Genomic DNA, 18071 nt, shown 5'->3' with positions numbered 1-18071 from the left:
CACCGAATGCAGGTCGTGACTGTGCCAGGATCGCCACATGAGCATCTCGCAGGATGTGATGGTCCAGCCGCGCACTCCCGTACCGATCAGGACGTTGCGCGTACTGTTCGCGGCGCTCACCGCCTCGGCACTGATCTCGATCGTCCTGGACGGTCTCGCCTCCACGACGTTCTCGCTGGCCAACTACTTCAGCTACTTCACCGTCATGAGCAACGTGCTGACGGTGCTGGTGCTGCTGGTCGGCGGCGTCGTCGATCCACGCGCAGCGCACTGGCAGCTCGTTCGGGGTGCCGTCACCCTCTACATGGTCATCACCGGAATCATCTACGCCGTACTGCTCGCCGACATCGATGTGGGCGTGGCGGATCCGTGGACGAACAACGTGGTGCACCGCATCATGCCCGTCGTCCTGCTGATCGACTGGATCCTCACGCCACCGCGACGGCAGATCTCGGAATCGCGCAGCCTGACATGGCTGCTGTTTCCGCTTCTCTACGGGATCTACACCCTCGTCCGTGGGCCCGTTGTCGACTGGTATCCCTATCCGTTCCTCGACCCACGCGTCCAGGGCTACCTCGCGCTCGCCATCGGCCTGCTCGTTCTCACCGTCGCCTTCGCGTTGATGGCTCTCGCGGTCGGTGCACTCGGGAGGATCGCCGGACGGTGGAGGTACGGATCGGGCTCGGCCGGAACCACGTGACTACTGTGTACCGCATGTCTTCTGCCACCGGAACCACACACTCTTCCGCGCTCTGGCACGGTTTCGCCGACATGGGAGCCGTCACGACCAGCGGCCCGTTCGTCGTCTCCCGCGGTGAAGGTGCCTACATCTACGACCACGCGGGTACCGAATACCTCGACGCCACCGCGGGCCTGTGGTTCACCAACGTCGGCCACGGCCGTCGGGAGATCGCCGACGCCGTTGCGACGCAGTTGAGCTCGATCGCCCACTACTCGAACTTCGGTGACTTCGTACCCGAGACCACACTGGCACTCGCCGATCGTCTCGCGGCGATCGCCCCGGTACCGGGCAGCAAGATCTTCTTCACCTCGGGTGGCTCGGACTCCATCGACACCGCCGCGAAACTCGCCCGGCGCTACTGGGTCGAAATGGGTCGACCGAGCAAGACACTGATCGTCGGCCGGCAGAAGGCCTACCACGGGATGCACGTCGCGGGAACAGCGCTGGCCGGCATTCCGGTGAACAAGGAGCACTACGGCGAGCTCATGTCCGACGCCCGAACGGTGGCGTGGGACGACGCGAAGTCGCTGCTGGCACTGATCGAGGAGGTCGGTGCCGAGAACGTGGCCGCATTCTTCTGCGAGCCCGTGATCGGTGCCGGCGGCATCTACCTCCCACCGGAGGGCTACCTGCGCGAGGTGCGGCAGATCTGCCGCGACAACGACGTACTGTTCGTCGCGGACGAGGTCGTCACCGGATTCGGCCGTATCGGCGGCAGTTGGTTCGCCTCCACTCGATTCGAGCTCGAACCGGATCTGATGACCACCGCCAAGGGGCTCACGTCCGGATACGTACCGATGGGTGCGGTGTTCATCGCCCCGACGATCGCCGAGCCGTTCTTCGCGGGCGGCGTGTGGTGGCGGCACGGGTACACCTACGGTGGCCATGCCGGAGCGGCCGCGGCCGCGATGGCCAACCTCGACATCATCGAGCGCGAGGAACTGTTGTCACACTCGAAGCGCATCGAGGCGGCGTTGCACACCCACCTCGCGCCGTTGGCCGCACACGAGAGGGTCTCGGAGATCCGGAGCGGAATCGGTGCGGTTGCCGCCGTGCAGCTCGCCGACCCGGCCGAGGCATTGCCCTTCGTCAAGACGCTTCGAGCGCACGGTGTGTCCAGTCGCGCGGCCGGTCAGGGTGCGATGCAGATCTCGCCGGCATTCGTCATGACGAATGCCGAGATCGAAGAGCTGGCCGCGCGAATCCTCAGCGCGCTCGGCTGAACCGGAGCCTGCTGCGCAGCTGCTGTCCGCGTGAGCGCGGGGCAGCAGCTGCGGGCTGCGGCTCGTCGGGGACGGCGGCGAAGCGCCGGTGCAGCCGATCTCGTACTTCCTCGGGCGCGTATGCGCGACGCTTGCGTTCGGATCGGACCACCAACGCCCCGGTGGCCGCGACACCGACCATCCCGGCGAGACCGAGGGCCTTCCACACGTTCATCCGGCCACCGTACCGTCACGAGATCTAGGGTGTGGACCATGAATCCGTCGCGAATCAGCCTCGATACTGCAGTCGAGGCCACCAGAACGGGCGACATCTGGATCTTCCGCGGACAGTCGAACGCCGATCGCGCTATCCAGGCACTGACCAACAGTCCCGTCAACCACGTCGGAATGGCCGTCGTGATCGACGACCTGCCTCCGCTGATGTGGCACGCCGAACTGGGAAAGTCGTTGCAGGACATGTGGAGCGGAAATTTCCAACGCGGGGTTCAGCTGCACGATCTGCGTGCGGCCGTCACCCAGTGGGCCACGAAGTACGAACAGCGTTGTTGGCTGCGGCAATTGGACGAGTCCGTGACGACTGCGCAGGAGGACGCCCTGCTGCGCACGATCGCCCGCATGGACGGAACCGCGTTCCCGACCACTGCGGCGCTCGCCGGTCGGTGGTTCCGGGGCCGAGTCCCCGCACTGCGTCGCAACCGACGCGAGGGAGCGGCACTCGAAACCGCCTACTGCGCCGAGGTGGTCGCCATGACCTACGACGCGATGGGTCTGCTCACGGGCAACAAGAAAGCCAACTGGTTCGACCCGGGAAAGTTCTGGAGCGGCGACCGACTGCCACTGGCCGACGGAGTTCGTCTCGGCGAGGAAATCGAAGTGGACGTACCCGTCACACGCTGATCGACGCGTCCGCCGCGGTGCGTCCGCCCAGTTCCACCCAGCCGTCGCCGATGGTGGTGCGCAACCGAGATCCGGCTCCCTGCACGATGTTCAGGCTCCGGCCGAGTTCACCGGTCAGCCGGACGGCGGCAGCACCGGTCGCCTCGTCCTCGGCGATACCCATCTTCGGTGCGAACATGCGCGATCGCAGCGTGCCGTGTTCGTCGTCGGTCCAGGCCCAGACGTAGTGGTGCCCACTGTCGTACGCACTCGGATCGGCTGCCGCCACCTCGGCCGCATCGTGAACCCGATGGAAGGTGAACTGCGGAGTCCAGTCGGCGCGAGCGCGAACCCAGGTGTGCTCGCCGTCGTAGCGGATGCTCAACGGTCCGGCAGGGACGGTGAGCACGTCGACGGGATGTCCCTGCTCGCGGAGCCACCACGAGAGTCCGACCGTGGGATGTCCGGCGAAGGGCAGCTCCACGGCGGGGGTGTGAATGGTCGCCGAGGCCGTACCGGACTCGCTGCGATCGACGAACACCGTCTCGCTGAAGCCGAGCTCGGCGGCGAACTGCTGCCTGTCGGCCTCGTCCACGTCGCCCGCGGCCACGATGCCGAGGGGGTTGCCGAACCTGCCGTCGGCATCGGTGAACACTCGGACGACGGAGACGTCGGTAGCCATGCCCGGATGGTACCGAACGCAGAACGAGGGACCCGCGGCCGCGGATCCCTCGTTCGGTGAACAGTGCGAGACGACGCTCAGACGGCGGCACCGTCGAGGATTCGCCCTGTTTCGATCGCCTGCGCGACACCTGCGACGATCGACGCGGCACGGATGGCCTCGAAGATCTTCTCGCGGTCGACGCCCTCGGCGCGCAGGGTCTTCTCGTGTGCCTCCAGACAGTGGTTGCACCCGTTGACGGCCGACACCGCGAGCGACCACAGCTCGAAGTCGGCCTTGTCCACGCCAGGGTTGCCGATGATGTTCATGCGCAGGCCGGCGCGCAGATCGTCGTACTTGCCGCCGAGGTATCCCTTGGTTCGGTAGAAGACGTTGTTCATGCCCATGATCGACGCCGCACCGAGTGCCGCGTTGTACGCCTCGGCCGACAGTGAATCGGCAGCGTCCTCGGCGATCTCCTTCAACGTCGTCGCGGACTTCGACGCTGCCGCCACCGACAGCAGCGTGCCCCACAGCTGCTGCTCGCTGAGCACCGTGGAACGGGCGATGGAACCGAGATTGAGCTTGAGGTCCTTGGCGTACTCGGGGACGGCGTTCTTGAGGTTGTCGATCGTCATGTCAGACGCTCGCCGTCAGCAGTTCGCCTGCGTCGATGGTGGGATCACCCTTCTTCCAGTTGCAGGCGCAGAGCTCGTCGGACTGCAGGGCATCGAGAACTCGAAGGACCTCGTCGACGTTGCGGCCCACCGAGCCTGCCGTGACCGACACGAACTGGATCTCGTTGTTGGGGTCGACGATGAACGTGGCGCGGTCGGCGACACCATCGGCGTTGAGAACACCCGTGGCAGCAGCCAATTCACGCTTGAGATCCGACAGCATCGGGAACGGGAGGGTCTTGAGCTCGTCGTGCTGTGCCCGCCACTGGAAGTGGACGAACTCGTTGTCCACCGACGCACCGAGGACCTGTGCGTCACGGTCCTCGAACTCCTCGTTCAGCTTGCCGAACGCGGCGATCTCGGTGGGGCACACGAACGTGAAGTCCTTGGGCCAGAAGAAGACGATGCGCCACTTGCCTGCATGATCGTCACTGGTGACGGTGGTGAAGTAATCGTCGGGCTGCTGAGCGTTCACCTTGGACAGGTCTCCGCCGATGACGGCGGTCAGGTTGTATGAAGGGAACTGGTCGCCAATTGTCAACAGTGCCATGTGGTCTCCTCGTGTCGAATGATCGCGTCGGTTCCGTATGTGAGCGGTTCGGGGTCGGTGGCGTGAATGCAGCCGTACGAGCCCGGCCGACCGGTACGAGTGTGCCAAAAGTGTGGTCAAAGGTAAACGTGATGAGTGGCACTACACTGATAGGCGTGACCGATCGAAGCTATCAGCCGACCCTGTCGCATCTGCGGGCTTTCGCGGCGATCGCACGTCATCGCCACTTCGGTTCTGCCGCAGCGCAACTGAGTATCACCCAGCCTTCGCTGTCGCAGGCTCTTGCTGCGCTCGAGCAGGGGCTGGGGGTGCAGCTGATCGAGCGCAGCACTCGCCGGGTGTTGTTGACGCCTGCCGGCGGTCAGTTGCTCGCTCGGGCCACCGCGGCACTGGACGCGGTGGACGGATTCGTCGCTACCGCAGCAGGATTGGGTGGCCACCTGACCGGTGGTATCAGGCTCGGAATCATTCCGACCGTGGCACCGTACGTGCTGCCGGCAGTACTCCCGGCCGTACGCGCCGAGTACCCCGACCTCGTGCCGAGGATAGTGGAGGATTACACCGCCCGACTGCTCGACGCACTCCGCTCCGGTGACCTCGACGTCGCCGTTCTCGCGCTGCCCCTCGCCGACCCGGGATTGATCGAAATATCCATGTACACCGAGGATTTCGTGCTCGCGTTACCTGCCGAGCACCCACTGGCGGGGCGGCGGGATCTGGACGTCGCCGACCTCCGAGGCCTGCCTCTGCTCCTGCTCGACGAGGGGCACTGCCTGCGCGAGCAGACCCTCGACCTGTGCCGCTCGGTCGACATCGAGCCCGACGCGAGCGCTACCCGGGCGGCGTCGTTGACCACGGTGGTGCAGTGCGTTGCAGGCGGGCTGGGTCTGACGCTGCTGCCGCGCAGCGCCGTCGAGGTCGAGGTCGAGGTCGCTCGTGCGGGCCTGTCCACCGCGGAATTCGCACACCCGGCTCCCGGCCGCACGATCGGTCTCGTGCACCGATCCACGAGTGCGCGCTCGGCCGAATACCGGGCGCTGGCAAGTCTTCTCGCCACCGAGGTTCGTGCCGGCCAAGCAGATGGCCTCAGCCGGGCGTGATCACGATCTCGTCGAACACGATCTCGCCTGCCGCATCGGACTCGGGCACATCGACGACGGCGTCGAGCGACCAGCCGTGGTCCCCGTCGGGGTCCTCCAACACCTGACGCACCGTCGTGGACTCCGCACCGACGTTCAGGGTGAACAACGCGGGGCCACGGGCCGACGGGCCGGTTCCGATCGAGCCGTACTCGGCGAAGAACGGCTCGAGTTCGGCCTCCCAGTCCGGGCCGTCGTCGAGGTCGTCGAGCGTGTTCCACTGTCGGCGCGCCGCCAGGTCCACGCGGCGGAAGATCGCGTTGCGCGCGAGGATTCGGAAGGCTCGCGGGTTGGCCGAGATCGGACGCGGCACGTCGGATCCGTACGCCTCCACGAGCGCTTCCGGCTCGGCACCGGGATCGGTGAGGTTCTCCCACTCGTCGAGCAGGCTCGAATCCACCTGCCGAACGAGCTCACCCAGCCACTCGGTGATGTCCTGTACCTCTTCGGTTCGAGACTCCGGCGGAACCGTCTGGCGCAGTGTGCGATAAGCGTCGGCGAGATACCGCAGGACGAGTCCCTCGGACCGCATCAGACCGTAGTGGCTGATCAATTCTGCGAACGTCATCGCGCGCTCGACCATGTCGCGGACCACGGACTTGGGCGACAGGTCGACCTCGGAGAGCCACGGATGGGTGCCGCGGTAGATCTCGAATGCCGGAACGAGCAGCTCTGCAAGAGGTTTCGGCCACGTGACCTCCTCGAGCAGCTCCATTCTCTCGTCGTACTCGATGCCGTCGGCCTTCATCTGCGACACCGCTTCGCCGCGCGCGGCGTGCTGCTGTGCCATGAGGATCTGACGCGGATCGTCGAGGGTCGATTCGATGATCGACACCACATCGAGGGCATGGGTCGGTGATTCGGCGTCCAGCAGGTCGAAGGACGCGACCGCGAACGTCGACAGCGGCTGATTGAGCGCGAAGTCCGGTTGCAGGTCCACCGTCAGTCGAGCATGTCGACCGTCGGCGTCCGGCTCGTCGAGTTGCTCGACGATGCCCGCATCGACCAGACCGCGGTAGAGCGAGAGCGCCCGTAAGATGTGCTTGCGCTGAGCGGGCCGGGTCTCGTGATTGTCCTCGAGCAGGTGTCGCATGGCATGAAAGCAATTGCCCGGCCGGGCAATGACATTGAGCAACATCGCGTTGCTCACCGAGAACCGGGACGTGAGCGGCTCCGGGCTGGCGGCGATGATCCGCTCGAATGTCGGCTCACCCCACGAGACGAAACCGTCGGGTGCCTTCTTGCGCTGCACACGCTTGAGCTTCTTCGGATCGTCGCCGGCCTTGGCCACCAGACGCGCGTTCTCGATGTCGTGTTCGGGGGCCTCCACCACGACGGTGCCGAGGGTGTCGTAGCCGGCTCGGCCCGCGCGTCCCGCGATCTGATGGAACTCGCGGGCCCGAAGCTTGCGGGTGCGGATGCCGTCGTACTTGGTCAGTCCGGTGAACAACACCGTGCGAATGGGAACGTTGATGCCCACCCCCAACGTGTCCGTTCCACAGATCACCTTGAGCAGACCGTCCTGCGCCAGCTTCTCGACCAACCGTCGATACTTGGGAAGCATGCCGGCGTGGTGCACCCCGATGCCGTGCCGAACCAGTCTCGACAGGGTCTTCCCGAAACCTGTGGTGAAGCGAAAGGCGCCGATGGCCTCGGCGATCTCGGCCTTCTCCTGCTTGGACGCGACATTGACGCTCGTCAGCGCCTGGGCTCGTTCGAGTGCCGCGGCCTGCGTGAAATGTACGACGTACACCGGCGCGAGATGCGTTTCCACCAGTTCTTCGATGGTCTCGCTGATCGGAGTGGTGACGTACGAGAACATCAGTGGAACCGGACGTTCGGAGCCCGAGACGACGGTGGTCGTGCGTCCGGTGCGCCGGGTCAGATCGTCCCGGAAGAACGAGACATCGCCCAGGGTCGCGGACATCAACAGGAACTGGGCGTGCGGCAGTTCGATCAACGGCACCTGCCAGGCCCACCCTCGATCGGGCTCGGAGTAGTAGTGGAACTCGTCCATGATCACCTGGCCGATGTCGGAGCCGCGGCCCTGACGCAGGGCGAGGTTCGCGACGATCTCGGCGGTGGCGCAGATGATCGGGGCTCCGGAGTTGACCGACGCGTCGCCCGTCATCATGCCGACGTTCTGAGCACCGAAGATCTCGCACAGAGCGAAGAACTTCTCGCTGACCAGTGCCTTGATCGGCGCGGTGTAGAAGCTGCGTATGCCCGCGGCCATCGCGGCGTAGTGGGCTCCGATGGCCACCATCGACTTACCCGATCCGGTCGGCGTCGCGAGGATGACGTTGGAGCCGGAGACCAGCTCGATGAGAGCTTCCTCCTGCGCGGGATACAGGGTCAGACCGCGATCGGCAGTCCAGGTGGTGAACGTGTCGAACAGGACGTCCGGGTCGACGCCGTCGGACCGAGCGGCGGCGGTATCGGGAATCAGTTCGGTGAGAAGCACCTCTACAGGCTATGTGGGATCGACGGCCGGACCCGCATCGACACTGCGCCGGGCGGGGTCCGTCGATGCGTCAGGTGGCGCTGCGTTCGTCCGAGCCCATGGCTCCGAGCACTGCCAGTCTCGTACTCGCGCTGCCGGTGATCATGTCCTCGCCGACACCGGTGATGAGCAGGTTGCGCCACCGCACTTCGTCGAACGTCAACGACGGGGTGGAATCGATGAAGTCCTCCACGACCTGCAGGAAGCGCATCGGGTCGTCTCGGAACGGAAAATGTCCGGAATTCTCGAACACCTCCAACGTGGAACCGGGCATGGCCGAATGAGCGAGGTGCGCATGACTGACCGGAATCACCGAGTCCTGATCACCCCAGACGAGCAGCACCGGCAGATTCTCGGTCAGGTAACACCGGTCCAGCATCGTGACCACCTGGCCGCGCCAGTCCACGACGGCGCGCAGGGTCCGCAGATACGCCTCGTACGTCGTCGGGGCCGGAAGCTCGCTCAGCACTCGGATCAGATCCGGAGTGTCGTGCAGGAGCGACCCGGGACGCAGGGGAGAGCTGTGCAGTGTGCTCAGGAGGCTGCCCGCCAACTTCACCGCGGGGATGGCACCGGGCAGGCGGAGCAGTTTGACCGCCTCGCTGAGAAACGGCATGGATGCCAGTCGAAGAAGGGGATGGACGTCCTTGGTGACGCCACCGGAGGACACCAGAGCCAACCTGTCGACCATGCCCGGGAACTGGTAGGCGAACTGCATGGCGACCCCGCCGCCCAGTGAGTGTCCGACTACGGTCACGTGTTCGATGCCCAGCACCGAGAGCAGGTCACGCATGCCGTTGGCGTACGCGGCGACGGAGTAGTCGGCACGGGGCTTGTCCGAGCGACCGTGCCCGAGCAGATCCGGAGCGATGACGGTGTAGTTCTTCGCGAGGTGCGGGATCACCTCGTTCCACGTCTCGGAGTTGTCGCCGATCCCGTGGATCAACAACAGGACCGGTCCTTCACCGGCCATGCGGAACGCCCGCCGGTATCCGTGAATGGTCCGGAAGATCAGCCGTGGCTCTTCGTCGGGAACCGGGCGGAGCTTGCGACTGCGCGGATTGGTGCTCATCTGCGCCTCCTGAAATTCCCTGGTGCACCGCGCGACGCGGCACACGACGGCGACGCCGTGCACGAGTGTGTGGACGTACGTACCCGAGTACGTGTTGGTACGACTCTTGCACGAGATGACGCTCGGGGCAGAACATCGGGCGTATTTGCGGTTACAGGTATGTTTCGATCCGCCCGAACTGTCCGATGTGCGCGCCCGAGCGATCATCCTCTGTGACCGCTCACACTGCTACTGCTCGGTGGTGTCTTCTCCCTCGTCGAGACCGGCCTGCTCGGCGAGGAAGCGCTCGAACTCGGCCCCGAGCTCGTCGCCGCTCGGCAGTGGCTCGTCGCTGGCCAGCAGCGTCGACTGCTGTTCCTGCGCGGCCACGTAGGTGTCGTACTGACGCTCGAGTGCCTGCACCACCGACTGGACTTCTTCGTTTCCGGTGATGTGCTCGTTCACCTGCTCCCGAATCCGTGCGGCAGCTTCACCCAGCGCGGCCAGCGGCAGGTCCAACTCGGCGGCTTCGCTGACGTTCTCGAGCAGCGTTTCGGCTGCACCGGGGTAGTCCGTCTGGGCGAGGTAGTGCGGTACGTGCACCGAAAAGCCCATCGACTCGTGACCGTGCTGCGCCATCCTGAGCTCGAGCAGGGACGACGCGCTGCCGGGCACTTGCAGGTCACCTGCCCAGCTGTTGCCTTCCTTGACCAGCTCCTTGTCGCTGGCGTGGGCCGTCACACCGAGCGGCCGAGTGTGCGGAATGGCCATCGGGATCGAGCCGAGACCGATGGTCCGACGGACTCCGAGCTGTTCGGCGAGCAGGCGAACGGCAGTGGTGAACTTCTCCCACCGCAGATCCGGTTCCATACCGGCCAGCAGCAGGAACGGGGTGCCGGTGCGGTCCTTGACGGCATAGAGATTCAGTTCGGGAGCGTCGTAGTCCGAGAAATGATCGGACTTGAACGTCATCGTCGGCCGACGGGACCGGTAGTCGATCAACTCGTCGACGTCGAACGACGCGACGAGTTCCGACTCCAGGCTCTCGCGCAGATGAGTCGTCGCCAACTTCACTGCGTGACCCGCGTCGGAGAAGCCCTCCAGACCGTGCACGAGGACGGGTCCGACTCCGTCGTTGGAGAAGATTTGCGGTGCCGGAAACTCCAGCTCGTACATCTTCGACTGTTCGGTCATGGCCGGGCCCCTTTCGGATCGACTCGTAGGTACCTCGAAGCGAGCATCGGGTAAGAATACGCCGATCCTGGGCGCGAGCCCCGTACCCGCCGACGTCGATCGTGGCGATTCACTATCCGAAAGAACAACCGGTGGACCGCTGTTCATTCCCCGTCCCGGGTTGCCCTCGTGCCGAGGACGACATCAGCGGTCGAAGTTGGCCAGCGCACGGATCTTGTTCGTGACATCGAGGGCGGCAACCTTGTACGCCTCCGACAGTGTGGGGTAGTTGAACACCGCATCGACGAGGTAGTCGACGGTGCCGCCGCACCCCATCACGGCCTGTCCGATGTGCACCAGATCCGTCGCACCCGACCCGAAGATGTGTACGCCGAGAATCGACCGGTCCTCGGTGGAGACGAGCAGCTTGAGCATGCCGTACGAGTCGCCGGCGATCTGACCCCGAGCGAGTTCGCGGTACCTCGACACCCCCACCTCGTAGGGAATCGATCCCTTCGTCAGGTCGACCTCGGTGGCTCCGACGTACGAGACCTCGGGAATCGAGTAGATGCCGATGGGCTGCACATCGGTCAGTTTCGCGCTGGATTCGCCGAACGCGTGGTACGCCGCCAGCCTGCCCTGATCCATCGACGTCGCGGCCAACGCCGGAAATCCGATGACATCACCGACCGCGTAGATGTGATCGACCTTGGTCTGGAAATGTTCGTCGACGAAGATGCGACCGCGCGCGTCGGCCTCCAGACCGGCGTTCTCGAGTTCGAGTGCTGTCGTCAGACCCTGACGGCCGGCCGAGTACATCACCGTCTCCGCCGGGATCCGCTTGCCGCTGGCAAGGGTGGTCACCGTTCCGTTCGGGCCGACGTCGACCGCGGTCACCGCCTCCCCGAAGCGGAACGTCACCGCGAGATCGCGGAGGTGGAACTGCAACGACTCGATGATCTCGCGATCGCAGAAGTCGAGCATCGAATCGCGCTTCTCGACAACGGTGACCTTCGTTCCCAGGGCAGCGAACATCGATGCGTACTCGATTCCGATGACCCCGGCCCCGACCACGACCATGGACGCCGGAATGAATTCGAGATTGAGAATCCCGTCGGAGTCGAGGACGCGGTAATCGTCGAACGCGATGTCGGCGGGACGCGCGGGAGCGGTGCCGGTGGCGATCACCACATTGGCTGCCTTGACCGTGATGCGTTCACCTCGCGACTCGTCCTCGATCACGATGGTGTGCGCGTCGAGGAACTTTCCGACGCCGGTGATGAGCTCGATCCGGTTGCGCAGCAGTTGCGAGCGCACCACCTCGATCTCCTTACCGATCACGTGCTGGGTTCGCGCCAACAGATCGGCCGGAGTGATGTCGGCCTTCACCCGATAGCTCGCCCCGTACAGCTCACGTTGATTCATGCCCGTGAGGTACAGAACGGCCTCGCGCAGCGTCTTGGACGGAATGGTGCCGGTATTGACGCAGACCCCGCCGAGCATGTGGCCCTTCTCCACGATCGCCACCCGCTTGCCGAGCTTCGCAGCCGCAATGGCCGCCTTCTGGCCACCTGGGCCGGAGCCGATGACCACCAGGTCGTACTCCATGGGTTCAGACATTCGTCATAGGTACCGCCCGCACGCAAAGACTGCGTGCCCACCCGGTCACAACCTTGTGAACTCCGAGATTCGGAGGCCGAACCCATGCAGATGTCGCCACGTACTGATGCGTTGTGCGAGGCTGAGCCCAGCACGAAACACCCGATTCACAGTGGAGGAACACATGCCGCAGCAGGTCCGCGCTGTCGTTGCCAAGAGCAAGGGCGAGCCCGTCTCCATCGAGACGATCACCATCCCCGATCCCGGGCCGAACGAGGTCGTGGTCAAGATCGCGGCCTGCGGGGTGTGCCACACCGACCTGCACTACCGCGAAGGCGGCATCAACGACGAGTTCCCGTTCCTGCTCGGACACGAGGCAGCCGGAATCGTCGAGACCATCGGCGACCGCGTCGAGCACGTCGAGGTCGGCGACTTCGTCGTCCTGAACTGGCGTGCCGTGTGCGGCGAATGTCGAGCCTGCAAGCGCGGCACCCCGTGGTACTGCTTCGACACCCACAACGCAGCACAGAAGATGACCCTCGAGGACGGCACCGAGCTGACCCCTGCGCTGGGCATCGGCGCATTCGCCGAGAAGACCCTGGTGCACGAGGGCCAGTGCACCAAGGTCGCCGCAGACGCCGATCCCGCCGTCGTCGGACTGCTCGGCTGCGGAGTGATGGCCGGGCTCGGGGCAGCGATGAACACCGGCAACGTCTCGCGCGGAGACTCGGTGGCCGTGATCGGCTGCGGCGGCGTCGGCGATGCCGCGATCGCCGGAGCCCGATTGGCGGGCGCATCGACGATCATCGCGGTCGATCGCGACCCGGGCAAGCTCGAATGGGCCCTCGAACTCGGAGCCACCCACACCGTCGATTCCTCCGTGGTCGACGCCGTCGAGGCCGTGCAGGAGCTGACCGGAGGCTTCGGTGCCGATGTGGTGATCGACGCCGTCGGCCGTCCGGAGACCTGGAAGCAAGCGTTCTACGCACGCGACCTCGCCGGAACCGTGGTGCTCGTCGGCGTTCCGACTCCCGAGATGACTCTCGAGATGCCGCTCATCGACTTCTTCTCCCGCGGCGGTTCGCTGAAGTCGTCCTGGTACGGCGACTGCCTGCCCGAGCGCGACTTCCCGCAGTTGGTGGATCTGTACCAGCAGGGCCGTCTGCCGCTCGAGAAGTTCGTCACCGAACGCATCACCATCGAGGACGTCGAAGCCGCGTTCGACAAGATGCACAAGGGCACCGTGCTGCGGTCGGTGGTGATCCTGTGAGTGGTCGATTCCGTGTCCAGAACGTGGTGACCTCGGGCACGTTCAGTCTCGACGGTGGCACCTGGGACGTCGACAACAACATCTGGCTCATCGGCGACGACGACGAGGTCGTGATCGTCGACGCAGCACACACGGCGGCCCCGATCGTCGACGCGGTAGCCGGTCGCACGGTCAAGGCCGTCGTCTGCACACACGGTCACAACGACCACGTGACCGTGGCACCCGAGCTCTCGGACACCCTCGACGCGCCGATTCTGCTGCACCCGGCCGACGAGATGCTGTGGGAGCAGACTCACCCGGGTGTCGGGCACTCGACCCTCGAGGACGGCCAGCGCATCACCGTGGCCGGAACCGACATCCTGGCGTTGCACACACCCGGACACTCTCCGGGATCGACGTGCCTGTACCTGCCGGAGGCGGGGGAGTTGTTCAGCGGCGACACCCTCTTCTCCGGCGGTCCGGGTGCCACCGGCCGGTCGTACTCGGATTTCCCGACCATCATCGGGTCCATCCGTGATCGACTCTTCGCGCTTCCCGTCGAGACTCGCGTCAACACCGGGCACGGCGACGGCACGCGTATCGGCGACGAGGCACCGCACCTCGAGGAGTGGATCGCCCGCGGAAGCTGACATCGCGACACTGCGGTAGGTCGCCTGCCGCGTTCGAGGTGGTCGGAATGAGACAGTGGTGGGACGCCGGAGCGAGTGCTGCGGCGTCCCACCTACTCGAAGAGGACGTCTTGTGAGCCCCGCCGCACGGAGAACCCGCCTGACCAGCGCTGCCACGTCGGCGGCGATCGGAGCGCTCGTACTGGTGGGGTGCAGCTCGACCGTCACGGGCACCGCTGAACCCAGCGCAGGCAGTGCCACCTCGTCGGCGCGGTCCGGTGTGGATCTCAGCACGCTGCTGATCGACCCGTCCAGCTTCCCGGCACCGTACGACGCCCTGGTTCTGCCCCAGCAGGCGATCTCGCAAGCCGCACCCGATCTCAGCGGAATACCGGCCGGTGCCGAGGTCAGCCCGGCGGGATGCAAGCCTGCCGACCAGGACTTCGGCCCGACGGGAACGGCCATGATCGTCGGAACCGACAACGACAGTCGATCGACCATCTCGATCGAGTTGACCGCAGTGGACGAACCGCTCTCGGCGCGCAAGGAGCAGCTCGAACAGTGCGGGGAGGTGACGGCAACCAAGTCCGGTGCGACCTCGACGGTGACCTCGACTCTGACGCCGGCACCGCCCATCGACGCGGACGACACCTTGGCCGTCCGGCAGACCGTTGCATCGGGTGCAGGCGGCGACGCCGTCACGCAGTCGATGCTGACGTTGATGGCCCAGATCGACGGGGTGCGAGTGTCGGCCACGTTCATGTCGTTCGGCTCGGGCACGCCCGACGCGATGACCCTCGACGAGCTGTTCACCGCGGCCGTCCAGAAGGTCGGCCAGGGCTGACGGAGCGATAGCAGATCGCACCGACACGAATCGGTCGTCCACAGCTCCGGCGACACGATCGGTCCACAACACACCGGTTCTCCACAGGGCAGTTCGAAAGCCCAGGTCGGGACTTCTTCGGTCGTCAGGACCCCGGCCAGGATTCTCCGGTATGCACACACCGACGAATTCACACGACAACTTCGACTCCCGCCATCGCGTTCGACTCGGTCACGTGAGCGACCTGATGGCAGCCGTGCCGGCCATGCTCGGATTCCACCCGCATCGATCGATGGTGCTCATCGCGGTCCAGGACGGCGGTGCCGGCGTCGGACCCACGATGCGTCACGACCTCGTCCTGGCAGGCGAACACGCCGATCGGCGCGCAGGCGGTCGTACCCGCGCGACCGAGGAGATGCTCGACGCCATCGGCTACCTTGCCGGCTACTGCGCGAGGGAGAACATCCCCGCGGTCATGGCGGTGTTCGTCGACGACAGGCTCGACCGAGCCGTCAGAACAGCTCATCTGCTCGACGTCGAAGCGCTGGTGATCGAACTCGACGCTGCACTCGCGTCGTTCGGAGTGCAGCTCGGCGAGGCCCTCGCGGCGTCGGAGATCGCCGATTCCGCCGAGTGGTGGACCTTGCGCGGACCGCAGCGGCACGGCCTGATATCCGATCCTTCGGCGTCTCCGATGACCGTGGCACGCGTGCTCGACGGCTACTCCGTCCGAAAGGCCAGGTGCGAGCTCGCCGAGACCATCGCACCGGGCCCCGACGCGACGGTGCGGGCCGTGGCGGCCGAGATGTCGCGACAACGACGCGAGGGCACCCGGTCTCGTACCGACGACTTGACCTCGGTGCTGTCGTACATCGCACGCGGACCGTACGACACCGAATTGGATCCGGCCGACATCGCTCGGATCGCACTCGCGATCGGCCACGTCCAGGTGCGTGACGCGGTGCTGGCGTTGACGCTTGGCGACGACGCGGGATTCGTCGAAGAGTTCTGGGCAAGAATGTCCCGCGTCCTGCCGAAGGGCGCACGCGCCGTCGCCGCAACACTTCTGGCCTTCAGCGCGTACGTGCGCGGAGACGGGCCGATGGCCCGCGTCGCGATCGACGCTGCACTGGAAGCCGACGAGACGTACTCACTGGCGCGACTGCTGGACCGATCGCTCAGCGCTGGCGCAGGTCCCGAACTCGTTCGCGAAGTGGCCGAGAGCGGCTTCGCGTGCGCGCGCGCCTGCGGAGTTCGGTTGCCCGGGGACCCGTTCGGTCGACGGTGACGGCCGGTCGGGCACATCGATGATCGGCCGGCAACGCGGGTCAGCGCGCTGCGTGCGACCGATCGCCGAGCTGCTGCAGGAATGTCCACGCATCGGCCACGATCCGATCGAGATCGGTCAGCTCCGGCGTCCATTTCAGCTCCTCGACCGCACGCGCACTCGAGGCGATCAGGACCGCAGGATCACCGGCACGACGGGGAGCATGTTCGACGGCGATGGGCAGACCGGTGACGCGCTCGCAGGACGAGATGACCTCGTGCACCGAGAACCCGGTGCCGCTGCCGAGGTTGTAGATGGTGTGCTCACCCGGTTGTGCGGCATCGACGGCGAGAATGTGTGCCTCGGCCAGGTCTGCGACGTGGATGTAGTCGCGAACAGCCGTACCGTCCGGAGTGGGCCAGTCGGTGCCGAACACCGAGATCTTCTCGCGCTGCCCCAGAGCGACCTGAAGCACGAGCGGAATCAGGTGGGTCTCGACGACGCGATTCTCGCCGAAACCGTTGTAGGCACCGGCGACGTTGAAGTACCGGAGGCTGGTGGCGGCGAGGCCGTAGGCCGCGGCGTACGAGGTGATCGCGTGATCGATCGCGAGTTTGGTGGCACCGTAGGGATTGGTGGGGCGGGTGGGTGCGTCCTCGGTGATGGGAGTCTTCTCGGGCTCGCCGTACGTGGCGGCAGTCGAGGAGAACACCAGCTTCGCGGTGCCGGATGCTCGGATGGCATCGAGCAACGCCAGCGAGGTGACGACGTTCCCGCTCCAGTACTTGTCGGGCGAGACCACCGACTCGCCCACCAGAGATTGCGCGGCGAAGTGCAGGACGGCGTCGAAGCCGCCGCCGATCAACACGTCCGCGGCGACGTCCTTGACGTCACCTTCGACGAACGTGGCACCACCGGGCACGGCGTCCCGGTTACCGGTGGACAGGTTGTCCACGACCACGACCTCGTGTCCGCGCTCGACGAGCACGGCCGCGCAGACGCTGCCGACGTAGCCCGCACCACCGGTGACCAGAAGCTTCACTGTTCGTTCTCCCTCACACGCGTCGAACGCCGTCGTCGGTGGGAGGTCAGACCTTCTTCACCTGGACGGCGTGCGCCATCTCCTCGGATATGTCGACACCGCTGTGTCCTGGCACCGTGATCGTGATCGATCCGGGCTTGGCCTCGACTGTAACGCGAGCATCGGGGACCACGCCTGCTTCGCGGAGCTGAGCGATCACCTCGGGGTCGGACTGGACGTGCTCGGCGAGACGACGCACCACGACGGCAGTCGGTTGGCCGACCGGAACGTCGGTGAGGCGGATGAGAGCCTCCGGTGCCAGAGTCGACTGGCCGAGCCCGAGTTCGGCCAACCCCGGGATCGGGTTGCCGTACGGCGAGGTCGTCGGGTTGTTCAGTACGGTCACCAAACGACGCTCGACCTCCTCGCTCATCACGTGCTCCCAGCGGCACGCCTCGGCGTGAACGTCTTCCCAGCGCAGACCGATGATGTCCACGAGCAGGCGCTCCGCCAAACGGTGCTTGCGCATGACCGCAACCGCCAGACTTCGGCCCTTCTCGGTCAGCTCCAGGTGCCGATCGCCCGCGACGGACAACAGCCCGTCGCGTTCCATTCGAGCAACGGTCTGGCTGACGGTGGGACCACTTTGTTCGAGCCGCTCGGCGATTCGCGCGCGGAGCGGAATCACGCCCTCTTCTTCCAAATCGTAGATCGTCCGGAGGTACATCTCCGTGGTGTCGACCAGATCCTTCACACTCAACCCCTTCGTCGGGCTCGATCCTACCGTCAGCGTCCCGAAATAGGCGCTGCACCCAGTCGCAGCGGGCGCGGCGCACCACAACGGTGGACGTCTTTTCCCGTGGCTTCTCACAGGGGGACTCCGGGGAC

Annotated in this window: 18 protein-coding genes; 8 read left to right on the top strand and 10 right to left on the bottom strand. The window is 65.6% G+C overall.

All coding sequences use genetic code 11. The annotated features are described in order from the left end of the window. Positions 1-37: 37 nt before the first annotated feature. Positions 38-700, top strand: coding sequence for a Pr6Pr family membrane protein (locus tag CH249_RS22960; RefSeq protein ID WP_256988426.1), 663 nt, complete (start codon positions 38-40; stop codon positions 698-700). A gap of 14 nt (positions 701-714) precedes the next feature. Continuing rightward, complete coding sequence (locus tag CH249_RS22955) at positions 715-1965, top strand: aspartate aminotransferase family protein (protein WP_032397901.1); 1251 nt, start codon at positions 715-717, stop codon at positions 1963-1965. On the opposite strand, the gene CH249_RS22950 is transcribed toward CH249_RS22955, so the two are convergent. Next, on the bottom strand, positions 1949-2179 hold the full coding sequence (locus tag CH249_RS22950) for a hypothetical protein (protein ID WP_032397902.1): 231 nt from the start codon (positions 2177-2179) through the stop codon (positions 1949-1951). The genes CH249_RS22955 and CH249_RS22950 overlap by 17 nt on opposite strands. Before the next feature lie 38 nt (positions 2180-2217). On the opposite strand from CH249_RS22950, the gene CH249_RS22945 reads away from it, so the two are divergent. After that, positions 2218-2862: a hypothetical protein gene (locus CH249_RS22945; RefSeq protein WP_032397903.1), complete on the top strand. Its 645-nt coding sequence runs from the start codon at positions 2218-2220 to the stop codon at positions 2860-2862. On the opposite strand, the gene CH249_RS22940 is transcribed toward CH249_RS22945, so the two are convergent. The 3 genes from CH249_RS22940 to CH249_RS22930 all read right to left on the bottom strand — a co-directional run bounded on the left by CH249_RS22940 (position 2852) and on the right by CH249_RS22930 (position 4729). Next, complete coding sequence (locus CH249_RS22940; protein ID WP_094682820.1) at positions 2852-3523, bottom strand: PhzF family phenazine biosynthesis protein; 672 nt, start codon at positions 3521-3523, stop codon at positions 2852-2854. The two genes, CH249_RS22945 and CH249_RS22940, sit on opposite strands and share 11 nt — an antisense overlap. A 77-nt stretch (positions 3524-3600) precedes the next feature. Further along, positions 3601-4140: a carboxymuconolactone decarboxylase family protein gene (locus CH249_RS22935; RefSeq protein ID WP_032397905.1), complete on the bottom strand. Its 540-nt coding sequence runs from the start codon at positions 4138-4140 to the stop codon at positions 3601-3603. A gap of 1 nt (position 4141) precedes the next feature. After that, entirely contained in the window at positions 4142-4729 is a 588-nt protein-coding gene (locus CH249_RS22930; protein WP_032397906.1) for a peroxiredoxin, read from the bottom strand. Positions 4730-4884: 155 nt separating this feature from the next. Here CH249_RS22930 and CH249_RS22925 point away from each other — a divergent pair, with 155 nt between their 5' ends. Next, a complete protein-coding gene (locus CH249_RS22925; protein ID WP_094682819.1) occupies positions 4885-5829 on the top strand; it encodes a hydrogen peroxide-inducible genes activator in 945 nt (314 codons plus the stop codon). On the opposite strand, the gene CH249_RS22920 is transcribed toward CH249_RS22925, so the two are convergent. The 4 genes from CH249_RS22920 to sthA all read right to left on the bottom strand — a co-directional run bounded on the left by CH249_RS22920 (position 5816) and on the right by sthA (position 12215). Then, positions 5816-8332: an RNA helicase gene (locus tag CH249_RS22920; protein WP_094682818.1), complete on the bottom strand. Its 2517-nt coding sequence runs from the start codon at positions 8330-8332 to the stop codon at positions 5816-5818. The genes CH249_RS22925 and CH249_RS22920 overlap by 14 nt on opposite strands. A gap of 70 nt (positions 8333-8402) precedes the next feature. Continuing rightward, the gene (locus CH249_RS22915) at positions 8403-9443 is read right to left on the bottom strand and encodes an alpha/beta fold hydrolase (protein WP_032398408.1); all 1041 of its coding nucleotides are present in this window, start codon (positions 9441-9443) and stop codon (positions 8403-8405) included. Between the two features lie 228 nt (positions 9444-9671). Continuing rightward, complete coding sequence (locus CH249_RS22910) at positions 9672-10616, bottom strand: proteasome assembly chaperone family protein (protein WP_094682817.1); 945 nt, start codon at positions 10614-10616, stop codon at positions 9672-9674. Between the two features lie 183 nt (positions 10617-10799). Continuing rightward, on the bottom strand, positions 10800-12215 hold the full coding sequence (gene sthA / locus CH249_RS22905) for a Si-specific NAD(P)(+) transhydrogenase (RefSeq protein ID WP_094648034.1): 1416 nt from the start codon (positions 12213-12215) through the stop codon (positions 10800-10802). A 163-nt stretch (positions 12216-12378) separates the two neighbouring features. Between sthA and CH249_RS22900 the strand changes: the two genes are divergently transcribed. From CH249_RS22900 to CH249_RS22885, 4 genes are all read left to right on the top strand, one after another. Continuing rightward, complete coding sequence (locus CH249_RS22900; RefSeq protein ID WP_032397911.1) at positions 12379-13464, top strand: S-(hydroxymethyl)mycothiol dehydrogenase; 1086 nt, start codon at positions 12379-12381, stop codon at positions 13462-13464. Further along, the gene (locus CH249_RS22895; protein ID WP_045195419.1) at positions 13461-14093 is read left to right on the top strand and encodes an MBL fold metallo-hydrolase; all 633 of its coding nucleotides are present in this window, start codon (positions 13461-13463) and stop codon (positions 14091-14093) included. The genes CH249_RS22900 and CH249_RS22895 overlap by 4 nt, the downstream gene beginning before the upstream one ends. Before the next feature lie 112 nt (positions 14094-14205). Beyond that, a complete protein-coding gene (locus tag CH249_RS22890) occupies positions 14206-14916 on the top strand; it encodes a DUF5642 family protein (protein ID WP_082073702.1) in 711 nt (236 codons plus the stop codon). A gap of 214 nt (positions 14917-15130) precedes the next feature. Beyond that, positions 15131-16183: a DUF4192 domain-containing protein gene (locus tag CH249_RS22885; RefSeq protein ID WP_179273205.1), complete on the top strand. Its 1053-nt coding sequence runs from the start codon at positions 15131-15133 to the stop codon at positions 16181-16183. Positions 16184-16223: 40 nt separating this feature from the next. Here CH249_RS22885 and galE read toward each other — a convergent pair whose 3' ends face one another. Both galE and CH249_RS22875 read right to left on the bottom strand, forming a co-directional pair. Beyond that, positions 16224-17204: a UDP-glucose 4-epimerase GalE gene (gene galE / locus CH249_RS22880; RefSeq protein WP_045195416.1), complete on the bottom strand. Its 981-nt coding sequence runs from the start codon at positions 17202-17204 to the stop codon at positions 16224-16226. A gap of 46 nt (positions 17205-17250) precedes the next feature. Then, positions 17251-17937 (bottom strand): metal-dependent transcriptional regulator, encoded by a 687-nt coding sequence (locus CH249_RS22875; RefSeq protein WP_032397915.1) that lies wholly within the window; start codon positions 17935-17937, stop codon positions 17251-17253. Positions 17938-18071: the final 134 nt, after the last annotated feature.

Source organism: Rhodococcus sp. 05-2255-3B1 (assembly GCF_002258545.1).
Taxonomy (GTDB): Bacteria; Actinomycetota; Actinomycetes; order Mycobacteriales; family Mycobacteriaceae; genus Rhodococcoides.
This window is presented reverse-complemented; position numbering and strand designations above follow the sequence as displayed.

Bases quoted from the DNA above. Each gene is read 5' to 3' on its own strand.
- CH249_RS22960 (WP_256988426.1), top strand. From the start codon at position 38: ATGAGCATCTCGCAGGATGTGATGGTCCAGCCGCGCACTCCCGTACCG.
- CH249_RS22955 (WP_032397901.1), top strand. From the start codon at position 715: ATGTCTTCTGCCACCGGAACCACACACTCTTCCGCGCTCTGGCACGGT.
- CH249_RS22950 (WP_032397902.1), bottom strand. From the start codon at position 2,179: ATGAACGTGTGGAAGGCCCTCGGTCTCGCCGGGATGGTCGGTGTCGCG.
- CH249_RS22945 (WP_032397903.1), top strand. From the start codon at position 2,218: ATGAATCCGTCGCGAATCAGCCTCGATACTGCAGTCGAGGCCACCAGA.
- CH249_RS22940 (WP_094682820.1), bottom strand. From the start codon at position 3,523: ATGGCTACCGACGTCTCCGTCGTCCGAGTGTTCACCGATGCCGACGGC.
- CH249_RS22935 (WP_032397905.1), bottom strand. From the start codon at position 4,140: ATGACGATCGACAACCTCAAGAACGCCGTCCCCGAGTACGCCAAGGAC.
- CH249_RS22930 (WP_032397906.1), bottom strand. From the start codon at position 4,729: ATGGCACTGTTGACAATTGGCGACCAGTTCCCTTCATACAACCTGACC.
- CH249_RS22915 (WP_032398408.1), bottom strand. From the start codon at position 9,443: ATGAGCACCAATCCGCGCAGTCGCAAGCTCCGCCCGGTTCCCGACGAA.
- CH249_RS22910 (WP_094682817.1), bottom strand. From the start codon at position 10,616: ATGACCGAACAGTCGAAGATGTACGAGCTGGAGTTTCCGGCACCGCAA.
- sthA (WP_094648034.1), bottom strand. From the start codon at position 12,215: ATGTCTGAACCCATGGAGTACGACCTGGTGGTCATCGGCTCCGGCCCA.
- CH249_RS22900 (WP_032397911.1), top strand. From the start codon at position 12,379: ATGCCGCAGCAGGTCCGCGCTGTCGTTGCCAAGAGCAAGGGCGAGCCC.